Annotated in this window: 14 protein-coding genes and 1 pseudogene; 7 read left to right on the top strand and 8 right to left on the bottom strand. The window is 72.3% G+C overall.

Features of this window, described 5'->3' with window-relative positions:
• Positions 1-12: 12 nt before the first annotated feature.
• Together O7597_RS29420 and O7597_RS29415 are read right to left on the bottom strand one after the other, a co-directional pair.
• A complete protein-coding gene (locus tag O7597_RS29420) occupies positions 13-1,662 on the bottom strand; it encodes an FAD-dependent oxidoreductase (protein WP_281581374.1) in 1,650 nt (549 codons plus the stop codon).
• Between the two features lie 43 nt (positions 1,663-1,705).
• Entirely contained in the window at positions 1,706-2,716 is a 1,011-nt protein-coding gene (locus tag O7597_RS29415; protein WP_269741943.1) for a LacI family DNA-binding transcriptional regulator, read from the bottom strand.
• A gap of 374 nt (positions 2,717-3,090) precedes the next feature.
• Here O7597_RS29415 and O7597_RS29410 point away from each other — a divergent pair, with 374 nt between their 5' ends.
• Positions 3,091-4,110: a hypothetical protein gene (locus O7597_RS29410; protein ID WP_269741942.1), complete on the top strand. Its 1,020-nt coding sequence runs from the start codon at positions 3,091-3,093 to the stop codon at positions 4,108-4,110.
• A gap of 52 nt (positions 4,111-4,162) precedes the next feature.
• Here the strand turns inward: O7597_RS29410 and O7597_RS29405 are convergent, their stop codons facing one another.
• The 5 genes from O7597_RS29405 to O7597_RS29385 form a co-directional block, all read right to left on the bottom strand.
• On the bottom strand, positions 4,163-4,786 hold the full coding sequence (locus O7597_RS29405; RefSeq protein WP_164449125.1) for a DUF1775 domain-containing protein: 624 nt from the start codon (positions 4,784-4,786) through the stop codon (positions 4,163-4,165).
• The gene (locus tag O7597_RS29400; protein WP_281581373.1) at positions 4,783-6,714 is read right to left on the bottom strand and encodes a copper resistance protein CopC; all 1,932 of its coding nucleotides are present in this window, start codon (positions 6,712-6,714) and stop codon (positions 4,783-4,785) included. The genes O7597_RS29405 and O7597_RS29400 overlap by 4 nt, the downstream gene beginning before the upstream one ends.
• Positions 6,715-6,733: 19 nt before the next feature.
• On the bottom strand, positions 6,734-7,441 hold the full coding sequence (locus O7597_RS29395) for a YcnI family protein (RefSeq protein WP_269741940.1): 708 nt from the start codon (positions 7,439-7,441) through the stop codon (positions 6,734-6,736).
• A gap of 272 nt (positions 7,442-7,713) precedes the next feature.
• Positions 7,714-11,082, bottom strand: coding sequence for an endo-1,4-beta-xylanase (locus O7597_RS29390; RefSeq protein ID WP_281581372.1), 3,369 nt, complete (start codon positions 11,080-11,082; stop codon positions 7,714-7,716).
• A 181-nt stretch (positions 11,083-11,263) separates the two neighbouring features.
• Entirely contained in the window at positions 11,264-12,277 is a 1,014-nt protein-coding gene (locus O7597_RS29385) for a helix-turn-helix domain-containing protein (RefSeq protein ID WP_332317156.1), read from the bottom strand.
• A 70-nt stretch (positions 12,278-12,347) separates the two neighbouring features.
• On the opposite strand from O7597_RS29385, the gene O7597_RS29380 reads away from it, so the two are divergent.
• The 6 genes and pseudogenes from O7597_RS29380 (at position 12,348) to O7597_RS29360 (ending at position 19,048) form a co-directional block, all read left to right on the top strand.
• Positions 12,348-13,619 (top strand): amino acid permease, encoded by a 1,272-nt coding sequence (locus tag O7597_RS29380; protein WP_348650777.1) that lies wholly within the window; start codon positions 12,348-12,350, stop codon positions 13,617-13,619.
• A 257-nt stretch (positions 13,620-13,876) separates the two neighbouring features.
• Positions 13,877-15,514, top strand: a complete 1,638-nt coding sequence (gene abc-f, locus O7597_RS29375) for a ribosomal protection-like ABC-F family protein (RefSeq protein WP_269741938.1) — start codon at positions 13,877-13,879, stop codon at positions 15,512-15,514.
• A gap of 116 nt (positions 15,515-15,630) precedes the next feature.
• Positions 15,631-15,816: pseudogene (locus tag O7597_RS31855) on the top strand (helix-turn-helix domain-containing protein); the annotation flags it as partial.
• 33 nt (positions 15,817-15,849) lie between these two features.
• Positions 15,850-16,335, top strand: a complete 486-nt coding sequence (locus O7597_RS29370) for a hypothetical protein (RefSeq protein ID WP_332317191.1) — start codon at positions 15,850-15,852, stop codon at positions 16,333-16,335.
• A 143-nt stretch (positions 16,336-16,478) separates the two neighbouring features.
• The gene (locus O7597_RS29365) at positions 16,479-17,393 is read left to right on the top strand and encodes an ABC transporter ATP-binding protein (protein WP_281581371.1); all 915 of its coding nucleotides are present in this window, start codon (positions 16,479-16,481) and stop codon (positions 17,391-17,393) included.
• The gene (locus tag O7597_RS29360) at positions 17,393-19,048 is read left to right on the top strand and encodes an ABC transporter permease (RefSeq protein WP_281581370.1); all 1,656 of its coding nucleotides are present in this window, start codon (positions 17,393-17,395) and stop codon (positions 19,046-19,048) included. Before O7597_RS29365 ends, O7597_RS29360 begins: the two co-directional genes overlap by 1 nt.
• 75 nt (positions 19,049-19,123) lie before the next feature.
• On the opposite strand, the gene O7597_RS29355 is transcribed toward O7597_RS29360, so the two are convergent.
• Entirely contained in the window at positions 19,124-19,573 is a 450-nt protein-coding gene (locus O7597_RS29355) for a hypothetical protein (RefSeq protein WP_269741934.1), read from the bottom strand.
• Positions 19,574-19,644 lie beyond the last annotated feature (71 nt).

Genomic DNA, 19,644 nt, shown 5'->3' with positions numbered 1-19,644 from the left:
TTATGTCCTTCCTCAGTAGCCGGCGATGTCGGGCCAGCGCAGCTCGACACCGGAATCGGCGAGGCGGTTCTGGAAGTCGGCCAGCAGGCCGGGGGTGTAGCGCACCGCGCGGGGGGTGACCCGCCGGGCCAGGCAGAAGTCCGCGAGCAGGCCGGCGACCTCGCCGACGTTCCACTCCACGGGGTGCAGGCGGTAGGAGCCGTTGGTGATGTGCGTGGTGCCGATGTTCTTGCCGGCGGGCAGCAGGTTCTCCACCCGGCGGGGAATCAGGGCGCCGAGCGGGATCTCGAAGGGGCAGGAGGCCACGTCGATGTAGTTGTCGCCGCCGGTGGAGGGGTGCAGGTCGATGCGGTACATGCCGACCCCGGCCGAGTCGGCGTAGCTGACCGCGCCCTTGTCGCCCCGGATCTCCAGGGAGAGGTCCTGCTCGACGACGGTGTACTCGGCGCGGATGCGGCGCGACTCCCGGATGTAGGGCGCCTGGGCCAGCCCGCTGTGGGTGACGTCGCCACCGGTGGCGGCGGTGCCGTTGCCGGTGACGTCGCCGCGCAGCCGCAGGCTGGGAAAGCCGGTGCCGCCGTCGGCGCGGGGGGCCTCGGTCTGCAGCCAGTAGAGCACCGACAGGGACAGTTCCCGGGCCGCCCCGATCCGCGCGTCCGGATCGGGTACGTCGATCACCGGCTGCTCGAAGTAGTCGAGCATCGGCCAGTTGACCAGGCAGATGTCGCTGTCGTACGCGCCGGGGGCGAAGTTGCGCCGGGCGGCGATCCGGCGGAACGTCCACAGGTTCCCGTCGCCGGGGTTGACCCGCTGGTCGGCCTGGACCAGCCACGGGTCGTCGTCCGGGTTGGGGGTGAAGCTGCGTTCGGAGATCGCCAGGGTGCGCGGGTTGGGGGAGCGGAACGACAGCATCCGGTCGCCCCAGAACGGCGGCCGGTACGCCCGCCAGAAGTCGTACGCCGCCGGCCTGTCGATGGTGTGGTCACCGTCGACGTGGTCGACCGCGAAGCACACCGACACCGCCTGCATGTTCGTCGGCTGGGCCTGCTCCGGCGCGCTCGGTTCGCCGGTGTCGGCCCGGGACTCGAAGCCGGTGACGTACTCGGTGCCGGTCAACGGCAGCAACTCGCCGGTCTCGGTGGCGTCCAGCACGTACGGCGCGGTCAGGTGCACCCGCTCGCCGGTGCGCCGGTGCGCCACGGTGACACCGGTGACCCGGTCGCCGTCGGTGTCGGCGGCCACCGGCCGGTACGGCTGGAGCACCCGCAGCCGCCCGGATCCCCGGTACGGCCCCAGCATGCCCTCCAGCACCGCCACCGCGACCCGGGGTTCGTGGCAGAGCCGGCTGACGTGCCCGGCTCCCGGGTTCAGCGCGGTGGTGCGCCGGGCCCGGTCGGTCAGCGGATACCAGCGCCGGTAGTGCTCCCGGATGCCGTCCCGCAGCGCCCGGTAGCTGGCGGTGACGCCGAAGTGCTCCACCCAGGAGTGCTCGTCCGGCGGGACGGCCTGGCTGGTGAGTTGCCCGCCGAGCCAGTCGTACTCCTCGGTCAGCAGCACGCTGCGGCCGGCGCGCAGCGCGGCCAGGGCGGCGGCCACGCCGCCGAGCCCACCGCCGACGATCAGTACTTCGGCCTGCATCTCGGGCACGGTCGGTCCTCTCATGAACGGTCGAGGGTCGCCCGGCGGGCGACCGGGGGTGAGCTGGTCAGTGCCGGGGCGGCAGGAGGGTGACGCCGTCGACCGGCTGGCACGGCAGCAGCCGCTGGGTCACCGTGCCGGCAACCCCGGCGAGCAGCCCGGTGAGCACCTCGACGGCCTGCCATCCCATCTCGCGGCGGGGAATCCGGAAGCCGGTGAACTCCCGGTCGCTGGTGGTCGGCCGGGTCGGGTCGCCCAGGGCGAGGATGGACAGGTCGGCGGGCACGGTCCGGCCGCGCTCGGCGGCGACGGTGGCCAGCGCGACACCGTCGGCGTACTCCTCGACCACCACGGCGGTGACTCCGGCGTCGAGCAGCGCGTCGAGCAGGTCGGCGGGGGAGCGGTCGGTGGTTTCGTGCCGGGTCGGCAGTCCGGCCGCGTCGAGGGCGGCCCGGTACCCGGCGAACCGGTCGGTGTGCGATTCCGGGCCGGCGCCCTGGCCGAGGTACGCCAGCCTGGTGTGGCCGGCGTCGAGGGCACGCCGGACCACGTCGGCGGTGGCGGCGGCGTAGTCCGCGCCGACGTACGGCACCGGTCCGCCCGCGTCGTCGCGTCGGCCGACGGAGACGAACGGGTGCCCTTCGGCGACCAGCCGGCCCAGCTCGTCGCGGTCCAGCGAGCGACCGAGCAGGACGCAGCCGTCGGCCAGCCGAAGCCGGTTGTCGTCGTGGAAGATTCGCCGCCGGCCGTCGGTGACCGGGGCGCTGGTGAGCAGCAGCAGGTCGCAGCCGAGGCGCTCGGCGGACTCCTCGATACCGACCAGGAACGGGTGGTAGAAGTCGCCGGTGCCGGCCGGGAAGACCGGCTCGTAGGTGAAGACGCCGAGGATCCGGTTGTGCCGGGCGGCGAGCCGCCGGGCCACCGGGTCGGCGACGTACCCGGTGGCCCGGATGGCGCCCAGCACCCGTTCCCGGGTCTCCGGGGCGATCCGGACGCTGCCGTCGTCGCGGCCGTTGAGCACCAGCGAGACCGTCGCCTGGCTGACGCCGGTCATCCGGGCGATGTCCTGCTGGGTCACCCGCCTGCGCGATCCGGTCACTTTCCGTGTCCAATCGTTTCTGCGCTAATACGCATTAGCTACGTTGGTGTGAAATCCTGCGACCCGCCACCGCCTGCCGTCAACCCCTTGTCGTCGGAAATCTCTCCGGATAATCGGCGTGATAATTCGTATTAGCGCCTTGACTCGGCTCGTCGCCGACCGCAGACTCATCGATCACAAGGCTTGCTCCCTCATGGAGCCCGATATCACGCACGGTCACCGGCAGTCGTTGCGGCGACCGGAGTCCACGCCTGCCACCCCACCCGTTCCGCCGCGTTCCAGCCGGCAGCGACGGTCCCGCACCATCCCAGCTCCGCCATCGACGAGCGTCCTACTCACGATCGGAGACCCGCATGCACGAGCGGTCCGTACCCCGACCCGCCCCGGTGACCCGCCGTGGCCTGCTGCGCGGAGCCGCCCTCATCGGCACCGCCACGGCCGCCGGTACCGCGCTCGGCGGCACCCTCGCCGCCGCTCCCGCCCTCGCCGGCCCGGCCGGTTTCCCCAGCTACCGGTACGTCCGCGACGCGTTCGCCGGGCCGCTGCGCTACAACCCCACCGGTGAGACGATCTTTCCCTGCGTACGCGGGGTCTACGACAAGATCTCCGGCGCTCGGGGGCGGTACTACCTCTACTACGCCCCGCACGACGCGCCCGGCGGCATCTGCCTGGCCTACGCCGACCGGCTCGAAGGCCCCTACACCGAGCACCCCGCCAACCCGATCGTCGACCGGGTGCTGCCCACCACCACGGTCAGCCACGTCTCCTCACCGCACGTGGTGTGGAACGCCTCCACCAGGGAGTTCTTTCTCTACTTCCACGGGGAGAACTTCACCACCCGGGTGGCCCGCTCCCGCGACGGCATCACCTTCACCGACGAGACGCCGATCCTGAGCACCCGGCTGGTGCCGAACACCACCGAGACCTCGTACGCCCGGGTCTTCGAACACACCGTCGCCGGGAAGAACAACAAGTACGTCATGCTCTTCATGGGCGCGCACACCGTCGGCCCCGGCACCCGCAAGATCTTCTGGGGATGGTCACCCAATGGCTGGGACCAGTGGCAGTTCGCCCCGAACCCGCTGATCTCGCCGGCCGGCGACGGGTTGACCGACATCTCCAGCCCGCACCTGCTCAAACGCAACGGCACCAGCTACGTCGCCTACCACGGCAACGATGGACGGATCCGGCTCACCGAGGTCGGCAACAACTTCGACCGGGAGGTGCACCTCGGGGTCTTCCACGCCCCGATCGCCTCCGACAACGGTCGGGTCGCCGCGCCGGCCTTCGGCACCGACGGTGGCGTCTCGTACATGATCTACGAGGCCGGCCCTCGGCTGGACGCCCGCATCTGCATCGCCCGCGCCGTCTGAGCGGTGCGCGGAGGTCGCCCCGTACCGGTGGTCCTGGCCCGTTGCCGGACGGTCACCACCGCCGGACGGTGACGAAACCGGCGAGCGCCGCGGCGGCGACGAAGGTGACGACCACGGCTGACGCCTGACCCAGGGTGGCGCCACCACCCTGGGTCGGCTCCGTGCCGCCGGCCGCCGCGTCCGGCGGCGCGGCAGGCACCTGCGGCTGCTCGGCGAGCACGGCGTTGGTCGCGATCAACCGGGGTGCCGGATGCTCACTGTCGGCGGTGATGTCGATCCAGTCGTACGAACCACCGTCGGCGCACCGCTGTAGTACCGGGAAGGTGAGGGTGTCCCCGGCCCGGGCCACGATCCGGGTGGTCACGCCCACCTCGGCGGTCTCCCGGCCGGGTCCGGTGAAGGTGACTCGCTGACCGGCGACCGTGGCGGTCCAGCCCTCCGGTGGCACGGTGCCGGACGCGGTCACCCCGTCCGGCAGGGCGACGACCAGTTCGGTGGTTGGGGAGTCGTCGCAGCTGTGGTCGAAGCTGAACGTCAGCGTTGTCGTACCGTCACCGTTCGGCTGCGCGCTCGCGACCTCGACATGGGCGGCGGCAGGTACGGCGCCGAGCACCAGGTACCCGATGGAGCCGGCCACCACCAGGCCCGCCATCCCGATCCATCGCCGTGGGCTCATCGCACGTCCACCGTGAACCGGGCGATCGGATTCTCGTACTTCGAGGTCCGCACGCTGGCCTGCACCACCCACGAGCCGGCGAGGGGCAGGTCGACGACGGCCTCGTACCGGCCCGGGCCGGTGGACGCCAACGTCCGTTCCAGCGGGCCGATGTCCATCGCCGGCAGCAGCACCGTCAGCTTCGGGTCCGCCACCGGGACCACGGGCTGACCGGCGGCGTCGACGAGTTCCAGCTCCATCGCGTTCGCTCCTACCTCTCCGGGGGTGAACCGGGCGACCGCGCGACCGGACCCGAGTGGCGCCTCCACCACGATCGGACCGGCAGCGGCGTCCGTCGCCGGCCGGGGTGTGGGCTCGGTGACCGGGCTCTGCGTGACCAGGAATCCGGTGGCGATGACGACACCGACCAACAGCGCCGCCTCCAACCGGACGGTACGACGCAGCAGCCGCCACGCCACGGCGGGGCCGTCGTCAGAATCGGCGGCGACGACGCGGGGCACCAGGCGAAACCGGTTGTGGGCGGCGACGACGAGGACCACGACGGTGAGCGCGACCTTTGTGAGCAGGGCCAGACCGTACGAGGTGGCCCACAGCGCCTCCCAGGACTGCAGAATGCGCCACGCGAGCAGCAGGCCGGCGGCACCGAGCAGGCCGACCAGGACGGCGGCGGTACGGGAGAACGCGGACACCGTCCGAACCGCCGCGCCCGCCCTCAGGTCGGCCGACCGGCTCAGCGTCCAGGGCAGCGCCACCAACCCGGCGAGCCACACCCCGGCGGTGCTGACGTGCAGGATGTCGGCCGGAACAACGAGCCAGGCCGGGCCGTAGGTGCGGGTGTGCCCGACCAGGACGACCGCCCCCCAGGCAAGGGCGACACCGGCGAAGGCCAGGGCGGTCAGCGCGGCGCGGCGGGCCGGCTGGCCGACAGCGATGGCGGCGTCCACGTCCGTCCTCGCCTCGGTAGCCGCACTCTCCGACAGCGGGGGTGTCCCGACCGCGCCGGACTCCGGCAGTGGTGTCGCGGCGGTTGTGCGCCCCTGGGCTGTCGGCGTCGCGGCGGCTGCGGCGGCGGGCTCGGGACGCGCCCTTATCCCGGCGGCTGCGGCGGCGGACTGCCGGATCGCCGGTGCGCCAACCGTCGCCGTGGCCCACAGCGCGGCGCCCAGCCCGAGGACGACCAGCACCGAACTCAGTGCCTCCTCCGACCGTAGACCGGTCAGCCACTGGGCCGCGTCGACGATGCCGGTCAGCCCGCGCCCGTCCTGCCAGGCGGGGACGGCCGGCACCAGCACCAGCCGGGCAAGCACGGTCAGGCCCGCCGACCAGCCGGCGAGCCGCAGCAGCCGACGTCGCAGCACCGGTGCCTCCGCGCGGAGCAGGACGAGGAGGAAGACCAGCAGGCCCGCACCGACCAGCAGGCCCAGATAGGCCGCCGCCTCGGCCCCTTGGCGCAGCAGATCCAGTGCGCGGGTCGGACGACTCTCCGGTACCGCTACCGCCGCACTGCTCGGCGCTCCGACGGCGAAACTGAACCCGCCGGACACGGGATGGCTGTCCGCCGAGATCACCCGGAACGCGACGATGTAGGTGCCACCGGCGAGGTCCGGTGGGACGGTCAGGACCACCGTGGTGTCCACCGACCGGGTGTCGGTGGACAGTTCCTCGCCGGCCGCGTCGAGCAGCCTGACCCCACCCGCACGCACCGTCACCGGTTCGTTGAAGGTCAGCGTGACCTCGGCCGGGGCGGTCGTCAGCACCGCTCCGTCGGCCGGGTCGGTGCCCACCAGCACCGCATGAGCGGCCGCCGGTGCTGCCGGGGCAACGGCAGCCAGCAGGCCGAGCAGGGCGGCGAGCGCGGCGGCACACGCCCGCCGCGCCCACCCACCCGGCACCGATCGCGCTGCCGCCCGGGTGCCGCGCGATCTCACCCGCAAGGTCGTCCGCCCGTCAGCCGGCCTTGCGGGTACGCAGCAGCGCCAGCCCGCCGGCCACCAGGCCCAGGGCACCGAGCACCAGGGCGATCCAACCGACGACACCGGTGCCGCCAGCCGGCTCCTCGGTGGTCTGCGACACCGGCTGCACGGCCGCCTCCTCGGCGTCGGCGTCGGCCTTCGCGGTCAGCACGAACGTCGGTGCCGGGTGCTCCAGCTCATCGGCGTCCTGACCGGCGGCGGGCATCTCCACCCACGGCGTCTCGCCCTGCTCGCAGGTCTGCACGGCCGGGAAGGCCAGCGTCTCGCCGGCAGCGTCCGGCAGTTTCAACGACAGCTCGAAGGTGTCCCGCAGGTCGGCCGGCAGCGGCGTCTTCGCGGTGTAGACCACCTCGGTGACCCGCTGCGTGATCTCGTTGCCGTGGCTGTCCTTGACCGGCGGGTTCAGCTCGGCCATCACCTTCTGCACGGTCCAGTTCGAGTTGATCGTCGGGGTGACCGAGACGATCTGCTCCGGGATCTTGATGGACACCTTCGTGGTGGCCGACGTGTCGCAGCCGTGCGGCACACCGAACGTCAGGACGGTGTAGGAACCCGCGGTGGTGACCGACGGGCTGACCGTGACGTGCGCGGCGGCCGGTGCTCCGGTGAGCGCCACCGCCGTGGCGGTGAAGACTCCGAGGGCGCCGGCCTGCGCGAGCCTGCGACGTCTGAGAACCATCATTGCAACAACCTTTCCGGAGGGTGGTCCGCGACCTGCGCGGCACGTCACGGTCAAGTGGTCGGTCGCGGGTCGTCCGAAGTTCCCGACCACGCCCACTTTTTCGCGATTCGGGCGACGCTCGTGCCCGGCAGGGCGTGCCGAGTCGGGTCGCCTCCGGGCCGGCCGGATCGCGGACAGGCCGGTGGCGGCCACCGCCCTCAGCGGGCAGTGGCCGCCACCGGAACCACCTCACCGGCCCGGCGGCATGTCCGCCGCCGTGGCCCGGCCGGGCATCACAGGTTGGCGCAGTATCCGATGCTGAAGGTGCTGGCGCCGGCGGCCAGGGTCCGGTTCCAGTCGACTCCCCGGATCCGGTAGCTGCCGTCGGTCAGCCGCTCCCGCTTGAAGTTCCAGGCGGTGTAGATGTCACCCTCCAGATCGACCACCGCGGTCCACTCGACGGGCTTGTCGCCGTTGTTGGTGGCGGTGATGGTGGCGCAGTAGCCGCCGCCGCTGTCGGAGTTCCAGCGGGCGATCCGCTCCATCGCGATCTCCACGTTGGAGCCGGCGACCAGCCGACCCACGCCCCAACGGGCGGTGGTCTGGTAGCCCTCGCCGTTCTGCTCGGCCCAGTTGCGGATCGACGTGCGTGCGCCGTCGGCGGCGTCGTTGACCTGGAAGTCCAGGCCGTGGAACGTGCCGAGACCACCGTATTCGAGCAGGCTGATCGCCGCCTCGACGGTGTAGCCGGTCTCGGTACGCACGGCCGCGCTCTCCAGCCGCCCGGCCTGGAACGCCTCGTCACCGGTGCCGAACGACACGACGTTGTCGGCGTTGATCCGGATCTGAGTGTCGTCGTAGCGGAACGGACCGTTCTTGGCGTTGCCGGCATCGACGTAGATTTCGACCGAGTCCTGGGTCCACGGGTCGGAGCCGGAGACGTCCACGACCGGGTCGGTGACCTCGGCCAGCACGTACAGCGTCTGGCCTCGCCACAGGGTGCGGACGTTCGCGGTCGCGCCGTCGGTGCCGGAGACCTGCTTGGCGGTGGTGACCGACGTGGCCTGGGCCCAGCCGGCATCCACGGTGCCGTCGATGACCGGCGCGGTGCCGGCCTCCCGTACCTCCAGGTACGACAGCTCCTCCACCAGGCTCAGGGTGCCCACGGCGCCCGGGGTGTTCCAGCCGGAGGTGGTGCCGTCGTCGGTCACCCGTACGTCGAAGGTGCGGGTCTGCCCCTCGGCGGCGTCGGCCAGCGGCAGGTGGGCGACCAGGTGGTAGCCACCGTCCCGCTCGGTTGCCACGGCCGGCACGTCGCCGTCGCCGTCGCGGGCGACCCGGTACGTCTCGTCGCCCAGGGCGAAGGTGACCTGGTCGTCGTCGGAGACCGAGGCGTCGTCGACCGTGACGTACGCGGTCAGGTGGTCCGGTGCCCAGCGCAGCTGGAACCGGGCCGTGTCCTCGATCGGGTGCAGGGGCAGCTTGCGCCAGGTCAGGTCCTTCGGTGCGGCGGCCGTGAGGGCCACGTCACCGGCGAAGACGTTTGCCGTGCGCAGACGTGCCGGCAGGTCGCCGTCCACCGCCCCGTAGTAGGCCGGCTTGGCCCGCAGGTTGTCGTCGAACAGCAGCGGCGCGTTGGCCGACCGCCACGACCGGCCGTCGGTGAGCCCCCACACGGTGACGGCGAACAGGTCGTCGGTGTGCTCCCGGAAGATCCGGAAGGCGTCCCGGTAGAAGTAACCCTGCTCGATCAGCCGTGCCTGGGTCACCGGGGTGCCGGTGGTGACGTCGAGTTCGGTGACGGCCTGGGTCAGCGGCAGGTCGGCGAAGGTGTCCAGGGTGGCCGCCAGGCTGCTGACCGGTGTGGCCAGCGACACGTGGAACTGGTGACCCACCCCGTCGATCGGCACGTCCCGGTCGACCAGCCGCTGCACCAGCGCCCGGTAGCGGGCCTGCTTGCCGCTCTGCTCGGTGTTGTAGTCGTTGATGAACAGGGTGACCGGGTCGCTGCCGGGTACGGCGTGAACGTCGTTGAACGCCTCGTGCGCGTACTCGAACGACAGGTCGATGAAGCTCTCGCCGAGGATCCGGTACCACTCGCTGCGGCGCAGGCCGTCGGCGTACTCACCGCTGTCGCTGATGACCTCGTTGACGACGTCCCAGGCGTACAGCGGGTTGGTGGGGGAGCCGAACGGGCCGTAGCGCTCGGACAGTGACTCGGCGACGTCGAAGATGTGGGTCCGCAGCCGGTCGCGCAGCACCTGCTGGTCTGCCGCGGACGTGGTCAGCGGCTGGCCGTCGGCGTCCTGGAAGAACCAGGCCGGGGTCTGGCTGTGCCAGACCAGCACGTGACCGTAGACGCGCAGGTCGTTGTCGCGGGCGAAGTCCAGCACCGCGAGCGCCTGCTCGTGCGGTCGGAAGGTGCGCTCGTCGTCGTACCAGGCCTCGGGCTTCATGTGGTTCTCGTGCGTGACCTGGTTGAAGTGCCGGTTCAGCAGTTCGGCGGCGCCGCCGACGGTCTCCCGAGCGTCGATGGCCACACCGACCGGGAAGTCGGTGGTCTCGTGAATCGGGGTGAGGTCCTCGATGACCGGTGGCTCCGGCACCCGGACGACGATGTCGTCGACCAGGAAGTCGCTGGTGTTGCCGGCCACGTCCGCGCCCTGCCAGCGGGTCTCGAAGTAGAGCAGCGCCTCGTCCGAGGCGGGCATGGTGAACCGGGCGCTGACCTCGGTCCAGCCCGTGTTGGTGATGGACTCGAACTGGGCGAGGGTGCTGAACGACTGGCTGCCGCCGGCGGTGCTGGCCAGGCTGAGCCAGATCTGGTCGGTCGGCTGGCCGTCGGCGAACCGCAGCCAGGCGTTGAACTCGTAGGTGACGCCCGCCTCGAACAGGCCGGCCACGTCACGTCCGAGCCCGGCACCCTGGTTGACCCGGTCGGTGACCAGCGCCGCGGCCGTACCGCCGTGCGCGACGTCGCTGATCTCGACGGTCGGGGCGCCGGGTCCGCTGTCGCGGGGGCCCCAGCCGTCCAGCCCGTCCTCGAAGTCGGTGTCGATGACGACCGTGCCGGGCTCAGGTCCGCCCGGTTCGCCGTCGGGCCCGGTGATCAGCACGTCGTCCAGGAGGAACGGGGTGCTCTCCGCCGCCTCCACGTAGAGGGTGGCGGCGCTGAGCCCGTCGGGCAGCGTGTACGTGCCGCCGATCTGTGCCCAGCCGTCGGCGGTGGTGGGGACGTCCCCGCCGATCCAGGTGTAGGTGTTGTCGCCACCGTCGGCGGGGGTCGCCTCGACGGTGAAGTGCACGCCGGCGGTGCCTTCGGTGCCGGCCGGAAGCTTCACCCAGGCGGTGACCGAGTACTGCGTACCGGGACGGAACAGTGCCGTCGCGCTCGTCGCCGGGCCCTGCCAGTTCGCCGTGCGGCCGGTGACCGACAGGCTGCTGTCGCTCTCGTGGCCCTCGTCGGCGATGGCGAGGGCGATGTCGCCGCGCGGTCCCCACGGGGCGTACGAGCCGGACTCGAAGTCGTTGGCGAGGACGACCTCGGCGGCGGCCGCTGGTGCGGGTGCCACGGCGAACGCGGTGACGAGCGCGGCCGAGCAGAGCAGGGCGATGGTTCGGGATCGGCGTCGTGATCGGTGGGAGAGGCTCCAAAGGCGCATCGAAATCCCTCTATTAAATATCGGTGCTGGTGGGGTGTGTCTGACGTGGCCCTTCGGACGGATTCAAGCGCGTGCATGCTATGTCGAGACCATCGCGGTGACCAGAACTTCCGGAAGTTTCCGGTAACGACGCAGCGCCCCGCGCCGCCGAACCGGTGCCGGGCGACAGTGCTGTCGCTGCCTATCGGAGCGGTTGTCCGGCCGGCCGTGGCGGCACGGTCGGGCGGGCCGACGCGCCGGCCCGGTACCGGAACACGTGTCGGTAGGTCTGCGGGGACATTCCGCTGATCCGGCCGAAGTGCTGGCGCAGGTTCGCGCCACTGCCGAAACCGGTGCGGTGCGCGATCCGCTCGACCGGATCCTCGGTGGTCTCCAGCAGCTCCTGGGCCAATCGGACCCGCTGCTCCAACAGCCACTGCAACGGCGTGGTGCCGAGCGAGTCGCGGAACCGGCGGGCCAGGGTGCGCGAACTCAGGTTGGCCGCGCGAGCCAGGTCGTTGACCGACAGCGGCCGGTCCAGGCGTTGCCGGGCCCACTCCAGCACCGGGCTCAGGTCGGCCGGTGAGACTCCCCGTACCGGCGGTGCCGGATACTGGGTGTGGTCGGCGCCTCGCTGCGGTGCCACCACCATCCGCCGTGCCACCTCGTTCGCCACCGCGGCGCCGTGGTCCAGCCGCACCAGGTGCAGGCAGAGATCGATGGCGGCGGCGGTACCCGCCGAGGTGAAGACGGTGCCCTCCGCCACGTACAGCACCCGGGGGTCGAGGTCGACGAGTGGGAACCGGCCCGCGAAGTCCTGCGCGTTCATCCAGTGCGTGGTGGCGCGTCGACCGTCGAGCAGACCGGCCGCGGCGATCGGGTACGCGCCGGTGCAGATGCCGACGATGCGTCGCCCCCGTGCGTGCGCGACGCGCAGCGCCTCGACCAGCTCCGCCGGGGGGTCGGTCTGGGCCGGTCGGGCGCATCCGGGCACCAGCACGGTGTCGGCCTCGACCAGGTCGTCCAGGCCGTACCCGGGGTCGAGCCAGGAACCACCGGTGGTCCGCAGCGGGCCCGGCTCGGCCGCGCACAGCCGCAGCTCGTACCACGGGTCGACGATGTCCCGCCGGTCGGTGCCGAACACCTCCTGCGGGACCGCCAGCTCGAAGATCGGCAGGTTGTCGGTCACCGCCATCGCGACGACGTGCGGACGCATGGCAGAAATCTAACGCAGTGCGGCGTCAATCCGGCTGTCCCGGCCGGCCGGCCCGGACAACGGTGATCACATGACCCAGACCCGTGCCACGCCGGTGACCGGCGGACGGCTCACCGCCGCCCAGGGCGCGGCCCTCTACGTCGGTGCCGTCCTGGGTACCGGGGTGATCGCGCTGCCCGCGTTGGCGGCCGAGGCCGCCGGTCCCGCCTCGCTGCTCGCCTGGCTGCTGCTCGTGATCGTCTCCGCCCCACTGGCGGCCACCTTCGCCGCGCTCGGTTCCCGTCACCCGGACGCCGGTGGCGTCTCGACGTACGCCCGGATGGCCTTCGGGTCGCGGGCGGCGGCCGTCGTCGGCTGGTGTTTCTACTTCGCGGTGCCACCGGGCGCCGCCGCCGCGGCGCTGTTCGGCGCGGCCTACGTCGAGGCGGCGGTCGGCGGCGGTACGCGCACCGTCGCGGTCACGGCGGTGCTGCTGATGGTCGCGGTCACCGTCACCAACCACGCCGGAGTGCAGCTCGCCGGCCGGGTGCAGCTCGCGCTCGCCGGGGCGCTTGTCGCACTCCTGTTGCTGGCGGTGCTGTTGTCGCTGCCGCACGTGGACGCCGCGAACCTCACGCCCTTCGCCCCGCGTGGCCTGGCCGCCGTGGGCCCCGCGGCGGCGCTGCTGATGTGGAGCTTCGTCGGCTGGGAGGCGATCACCCACCTGACGGGCGAGTTCCGCCGTCCGGGGCGGGACCTGCCCCGGGCCACCGCCGCGGCGGTCGTCGTGGTTGGTGCGCTGTACCTCGCGGTGGCCTTCGCGACCGTCGCCGTACTCGGCTCGGCGGCGGCGGACTCCACGGCACCGCTCGGTGAGTTGTTCGCCGTGGCGCTCGGCGGCGACGTCCGCTGGTTGGTCGCCGGGGCGGCGTTGCTGCTGACCTTCGGCGCGATGAACGCCTACTACGCCGGAGCGGCGAAGCTCGGTGCGGCCCTCGGCCGGGACGCGGCGTTGCCCGACTGGCTCGCCCGGGGCAGCGTGGCGGGCGAGGTGCCCCGCCGCAGCCTCGCGGTCACCGCCACCCTGGCGTTCCTCGCCCTCGCGGCGACACTCGGCACCGGTCTCGACACCCACTCGCTGGTGCTGGTCACGACCGGTTCCTTCATCACCGTCTACGTGATCGGTGTCGCGTCGGCGCTGCGGCTGCTGCCCCGCCGCAGCGCCGCCTGGTACGCCGCCGCCGCGACCATCGGTGTGGTGCTGTTCCTCCTGGTCATGACCGGTGTCTACCTGCTCTGGCCGGTGGCGGTGACCGCGGCGGCGCTGCTCTACCTGCGGGTGCGCGGCCGAGTCCGGTCCTGATCGGCGACCCACCCGCCGGGGTTCGGGGCCCGGCGGGTGGGTCGCCGCCTCGGGCCCGGACGGGAACGGCACTTGCTAGGCTTGGCCCCTGCGGTTCAACCGCCCGGTACGCAGCGAGGAGCGCGCGACATGCTTTCGGGGGACGACGACATCTCGGGGTGAGCACCCCGCCGCCGTGACGGCGGCCTGTTGTGTCGTGGCCCTGTCTGCCTGCCCGGGGCGTGGTCGCCCCGGCTTCTCATCCGAGGTACTTCTCGATGTCCGACGCCTGCGTCGTCTGCACCAACCTGTCCTTTTCCTGGCCGGACGACACCCCGGTCTTCCAGGACCTGTCCTTCACCGTGCCGCCGGGTCGCACCGGCCTGGTCGCGCCGAACGGCGCCGGCAAGTCGACGCTGCTGCGCCTGATCGCCGGTGACCTCGTACCCACCGGCGGCGGCGTCACCGTCGAGGGACTGCTCGGCTACCTGCCGCAGCACCTGCCGCTCACCGGTGACCTGACCGTGGCGGAGGTGCTCGGCGTCGCCCCGGCGTTGTCCGCGTTGCGGGCCATCGAGGCCGGCGACGCCAGCGAGGACAACTTCGCCGCGATCGGTGACGACTGGGACGTCGAGGAGCGTAGCCGCGCCGAACTCGACCGGCTGGGTCTGGGCGAGGTGGCGCTGGATCGTCGCCTGGACACCCTCAGCGGCGGCCAGGCGGTCTCCCTCGGTCTGGCCGCGCAACTGCTGCGGCGTCCCGACGTGCTGCTGCTCGACGAGCCCACCAACAACCTCGACATCGACGCCCGGCACCGGCTGTACGCGGTGCTGGAGAACTGGTCCGGCTGCCTGCTGCTGGTCAGCCACGACCGGATGCTGCTGGACCGGATGGACCGCATCGCCGAGCTCGACGGCGGGCAGGTGCGGATGTTCGGCGGCAACTTCACCGCCTACGAGGAGGCGGCACGGGCTGCCCGGGAGCTGGCGGAGCGCCAGGTGCGCAGCGCCGAGTTGGAGGTCAGGCGGGAGAAGCGGGAGATGCAGCAGGCCCGCGAGCGCGCCGACCGGCGAGCCGGCAACGCCGCCCGCAATCTCGGCAGCGCGGGTCTGGCCCGGATCGTCGCCGGTGGGCTCAAGCGCAGTGCCCAGGAGTCGGCGGGCCGGGCCCAGCAGGCACACGCCAGCCGGGTCAGCGCCGCGCAGTCCCGGCTCGACGAGGCCGGTCGGGCGTTGCGGGACGACCAGACGCTGGCCGTGGAACTGCCGGAGACCGACGTCCCGACCGGCCGCACCCTGGTCGAGGGTCAGCGGATGCAGGTCCGGTACGGCGGCCGGGCGCTGTTCTCCGGGGACGGACTCGACCTGACCATCCGTGGTCCGGAACGGATCGCGCTGACCGGCCCCAACGGTGTCGGCAAGTCCAGCCTGCTGCGCCTGCTGCTCGGCGAGCTGGATCCGCAGGGCGGGCAGGTGCGTCGGGCGGACGGCCGGGTGGCGTACCTGTCGCAGCGGCTGGACCTGCTCGACCCGGAGCGCACCGTGCTGGAGAACCTCACCGCGTACGCCCCGGACCGCCAGCAGTCGGAACGGATGAACCTGCTGGCCCGGTTCCTGTTCCGGGGCGACCGCGCCCAACTGCCGGTCGGCGTCCTCTCCGGCGGTGAGCGACTGCGGGCCACCCTGGCCTGTGTCCTCTACGCCCAGCCGGCGCCGCACCTGCTGCTGCTCGACGAGCCCACGAACAACCTCGACCTGGTCAGCGTGGGCCAGTTGGAGAACGCGTTGCACGCGTACCGGGGCGCCTTCGTGGTGGTCAGCCACGACGAGCGGTTTCTGGCCGACATCGGCGTCGAGCGGTGGCTGCGCCTCGACGAGGCCGGTCTCCGCGAGATCCCCGCCCCCGAGCCCGACTGAGGGCCGGAGGTCGTTCGCGGACGGTGACCGAGGTCATCAGGCCATTCCCAGGCGCCTCGCAGGAACGCGGCCGCAGGGCCTTGCCGGGCGATTGAACAAGTGTTTAATCTGGTGTCGTGACGTTCCTGGGCGGAGCTTCGGAGGAGCGCGGCGGCGAGTTCGCCACCGCGAGCCGCATCCGTGACGCCGCCATCGCCCGGTTCGCCCGCGACGGCTTCCGGGTCGGGCTCCGCACCATCGCCGCGGACGCCGGGGTGACCGCCGGTCTGATCGTGCACCACTTCGGCTCGAAGGACGGGCTCCGTCGCGCCTGCGACGAGCGGGTGCTGGAGATCATGCGCCGGGAGAAGGAGAAGGCGCTCACCGACGGCACCGGGACGATGCTGCTGGCGCAGATGGCCCAGGTCGAGCAGTTCGCGCCGATGGTGCAGTACCTGCTGCGCAGCATGCAGGCCGGCGGGGAACTGGCCGCCCAGCTGATCGAGCACATGATCAGCGACGCCGAGGCGTACCTGTCCGCCGGGGAGGCGGCCGGGGTGGTGCGGCCCAGCCGGGACCGGGCCGCCCGCACCCGCTACCTGGCCTACCAGGCGACCGGCAGCATGCTGCTCTGGTTCACCCTGCACGGTGCCGACGCGGAGCCCGAGAAGTTCCCCGCCCTGTTCCGTCAGTACATGGGCGAACTGGCGCTGCCGGCGCTGGAACTGTTCACCGAGGGGCTGCTCGTCGACCGGTCGATGCTCGACGAATACCTGATGTACGTGCCGGATCCGCCGTCGGCCGCACCGAACGCCGCCGACCCCGACGGTACGGCGAGCTGAACCGCCACCACGCCGCCGCGTGGCCCACTCATCCGCGCACCACCGCGACACACACCGGACTCCGCGTGGCGCTGCCCCGGATCCGCTGATCGACCACATCGCACCCCGGTACGCCCGGGCTACCTCGAACGAGGTCAACGACCATGACTGCTGCCATCGACATCCACCACCTCGACAAGTCCTTCGGCCGGGTCAAGGCACTCGACGGACTCGACCTGCGGGTCGACGCCGGCACCGTGCACGGCTTCCTCGGCCCCAACGGCGCCGGCAAGTCCACCACCATCCGCATCCTGCTCGGGCTGCTGCGCGCCGACGGCGGCCGGGTCCGGCTGCTCGGCGGTGACCCCTGGGCCGACGCGGTCTCCCTGCACCGGCGCCTCGCCTACGTGCCCGGCGACGTGGAGCTGTGGCCCAACCTGACCGGCGGCGAGGCGATCGACCTGTTCGCCCGACTGCGCGGCGGCACCGACCCGGTGCGCCGGGACGAGCTGTGCCAGCGCTTCGACCTGGACCCGAGCAAGAAGGGCCGCACCTACTCCAAGGGCAACCGGCAGAAGGTGGCGCTCATCGCGGCGCTGGCCAGCGACGTCGAGCTGCTGCTGCTCGACGAGCCGACCGCCGGGCTGGACCCGTTGATGGAGGCGGTGTTCCAGGAGTGCATCCGTGAGGTCAAGGACGCCGGGCGCACCGTGCTGCTGTCCAGCCACATCCTCGCCCAGGTCGAGGTGCTCGCCGACCAGATCTCGATCATCCGACAGGGGAGGAGCGTCGAGACCGGTTCGCTCACCGAACTGCGCCACCTCACCCGTACCTCGGTCGAGGCCGTCACCGACCGGCCGGCCGACGGCCTGGCCGACCTGGCCGGCGTGCACGGCCTGCGCACCGCCGACGGCCAGGTCCGCTTCGAGGTCGACGGCGACCAGCTCGCCGTCGTGGTACGCGAACTCGGTGACCTCGGTGTGCAGGGACTGACCGTCCGGCCGCCGACGCTCGAGCAACTCCTGCTGCGGCACTACGGTGACCGGCTCGTCGGCAACGGTGCCGGGGAGGGGGCGTGATGACCGCGACGACGCTGCACCGCGCTGCATCGGTGGACACCGGCACCGCCGTCACCGGGACCGGCAACCTGCTGCGGTTCATGCTGCGCCGCGACCGGATCCGGCTGCCCGCCTGGACGCTCGGTCTGCCCCTGCTGATGACGTACTTCGCCGCCGCGCTGGGCACCATCGCGCAGACTCCCGAGGACCTGGCGGGGCTGACCGCCTTCACCAGCAGCCCCGCCGGAGCCCTGTTCGGTGGGCCCGGCTTCGGCTTCGACGACCTGACCATCGAACGTTTCCTGGCCGGCCAGTACGGCCTCTACGTGCTGCTCGGCGCCGGGCTGATGGGCCTGCTCACCGTGGTCCGGCACACCCGGACCGAGGAGCGGACCGGCCGGGCCGAACTGGTCCGCGCCAACGTGGTCGGTCGGCACGCCCAGCTGACCGCCGCGCTCACCCTCACCACCGTGATGGCGGCGCTGGTCGCCCTGCTGATCGGCGCGATGATGACCAGCAGTGGCTTCGATCCGGGCGGATCCATGCTGTTCGGCGCCTCCGTCGGTGCGGTCGCCCTCGCCTTCGCCGGCATCGCCGCGGTCACCGTTCAGCTGTCGGAGTACCCACGGGCCGCCTCCGGCATGGCCGGGACGGCGCTCGGTGCCGCGTTCGTGCTGCGCGGCCTCGGCGACATGGCGGCGGTACAGGGCAGCGGGCCGTCCTGGCTGTCCTGGCTGTCGCCGATCGGCTGGTCGCAGCAGACCGCCGCGTACGTCCACGACCGCTGGTGGCCGTTGGCCATCGCGCTGGCCTTCGCGGCGGCGACCGCCGCCACCGGCTACGTCCTGTCGGCGCGGCGCGACTTCGGTGCCGGCCTGGTGCCGCCCCGCCCGGGTCCGCCCCGGGCGGGGCGCTGGCTGGCCGGCCCGCTCGCGTTCGCCTTCCGGCTGCACCGGGCGAGCCTGATCGGCTGGAGCGCGGCGCTGCTGGTGGCCGGCGTGGCCTACGGATCGTTCACCCAGCCCCTGCTCGACGGCTTCGAGAACGCACCCGCGGACCTGGTGGAGGTCATGGGTGGTGGTTCGGGTGACCTGCTCGCCGGGTACCTCGGCATGATGGGCCTGACCATGGCGCTCGTCGTCGGGGTCTTCGCGGTGCTCGCGGTGCAGTCGTTGCGCGCCGAGGAGACCGAGGGCCGGGCTGAGCCGGTGCTGGCGACATCGGTCAGTCGGGCCGCCTGGATCGGCGGTCACCTCGCCGTCGTGGCGCTCGGCGTGCCCTGGCTGCTGCTGGTGGCCGGTGCGGGCATGGGCGTCGGCGCGGCGGTGAGCACCGGCGACCCGGGTCTCTTCGGTGACCTGCTGCTCGGCCACCTCGCGCACACCCCGGCGGTCTGGCTGGTCCTCGGGGCCGTCGCCCTGCTCTACGCGGCGGCACCGAGGATGCTGCCGGTGATCTGGGTGGTGCTCGGCTACGGGCTGATCGCCGGCTACTTCGCCCCGATCCTGGAGCTACCCGAGAATGTGCTGCGGCTGTCGCCCTTCGAGCACGTGGGGGAGTACCCGCTGGAGGACGTCAGCGTGGTCGCGGTGGTGGTGCTGACCGTCCTCGCCGGTGCTCTCGCCCGGGCGGCCGTGTCCGCCTTCCGCCGGCGCGACCTGGCCGGCGGCGCCTGACCTGGCGTGGAGCCTGTCGACGCGTGGCGCGTCGGCAGGCTCGGCAGGCGGGTGGGCCATGCCGCCCGGTGGCGGTCAGTCCCGGTGCGGCATCGGGAAGCCCGCCACCACGATGCCGTACAGGAGATGGTCGGCGACCAGGGCCGCCTGTTCGTGCCAGTCCGACAGCCGGCGGTCGATGCCGAGGGCCGGCGCGATGGTGGCGTGGAAGCCGAGCAGCAGCACCATGCCGTAGAGCGGGCCGACCCAGATCCGATGACGGAGGCGTTTCGGCAGCGCGCCGAAGGCCAGCCCGGCGCTGAGCCCGTAGCCCCAGTGCGCCGCCGCCAGGGCCGCCGGGTGCTGGTCGCCGGGCAACCGGTCGAGCAGTCCGGGCGCCAGCTTCTCCAGCACCGACTTCGGCGGCGAACTCTGCACCAGATTCAGGGAGGTGGTGGCCTGGCGTAACCCGGACATCGCCATCGCGGCGATGACCCCTCGGACGCCACTGCGCAGGATGATCGTCGTACGTGCCGACAGCTCCATGACCCGTTTTCCAATCCGTAGCCGCAGCAGCGCGGCTACCCGGGGCTCGCGGCGCCAAACGTGCCGTGCAC

Source organism: Verrucosispora sp. WMMC514, from assembly GCF_027497295.1.
Classification (GTDB): domain Bacteria; phylum Actinomycetota; class Actinomycetes; order Mycobacteriales; family Micromonosporaceae; genus Micromonospora; species Micromonospora palythoicola.
Note: the sequence above shows the minus strand (reverse complement) of the source record. Positions and strands in the feature narration are given on the sequence as shown.

Bases quoted from the DNA above. Each gene is read 5' to 3' on its own strand.
- O7597_RS29420 (WP_281581374.1), bottom strand. From the start codon at position 1,662: ATGAGAGGACCGACCGTGCCCGAGATGCAGGCCGAAGTACTGATCGTC.
- O7597_RS29410 (WP_269741942.1), top strand. From the start codon at position 3,091: ATGCACGAGCGGTCCGTACCCCGACCCGCCCCGGTGACCCGCCGTGGC.
- O7597_RS29405 (WP_164449125.1), bottom strand. From the start codon at position 4,786: ATGAGCCCACGGCGATGGATCGGGATGGCGGGCCTGGTGGTGGCCGGC.
- O7597_RS29395 (WP_269741940.1), bottom strand. From the start codon at position 7,441: ATGATGGTTCTCAGACGTCGCAGGCTCGCGCAGGCCGGCGCCCTCGGA.
- O7597_RS29390 (WP_281581372.1), bottom strand. From the start codon at position 11,082: ATGCGCCTTTGGAGCCTCTCCCACCGATCACGACGCCGATCCCGAACC.
- O7597_RS29385 (WP_332317156.1), bottom strand. From the start codon at position 12,277: ATGCGTCCGCACGTCGTCGCGATGGCGGTGACCGACAACCTGCCGATC.
- O7597_RS29380 (WP_348650777.1), top strand. From the start codon at position 12,348: ATGACCCAGACCCGTGCCACGCCGGTGACCGGCGGACGGCTCACCGCC.
- abc-f (WP_269741938.1), top strand. From the start codon at position 13,877: ATGTCCGACGCCTGCGTCGTCTGCACCAACCTGTCCTTTTCCTGGCCG.
- O7597_RS29370 (WP_332317191.1), top strand. From the start codon at position 15,850: ATGCGCCGGGAGAAGGAGAAGGCGCTCACCGACGGCACCGGGACGATG.
- O7597_RS29365 (WP_281581371.1), top strand. From the start codon at position 16,479: ATGACTGCTGCCATCGACATCCACCACCTCGACAAGTCCTTCGGCCGG.
- O7597_RS29360 (WP_281581370.1), top strand. From the start codon at position 17,393: ATGACCGCGACGACGCTGCACCGCGCTGCATCGGTGGACACCGGCACC.
- O7597_RS29355 (WP_269741934.1), bottom strand. From the start codon at position 19,573: ATGGAGCTGTCGGCACGTACGACGATCATCCTGCGCAGTGGCGTCCGA.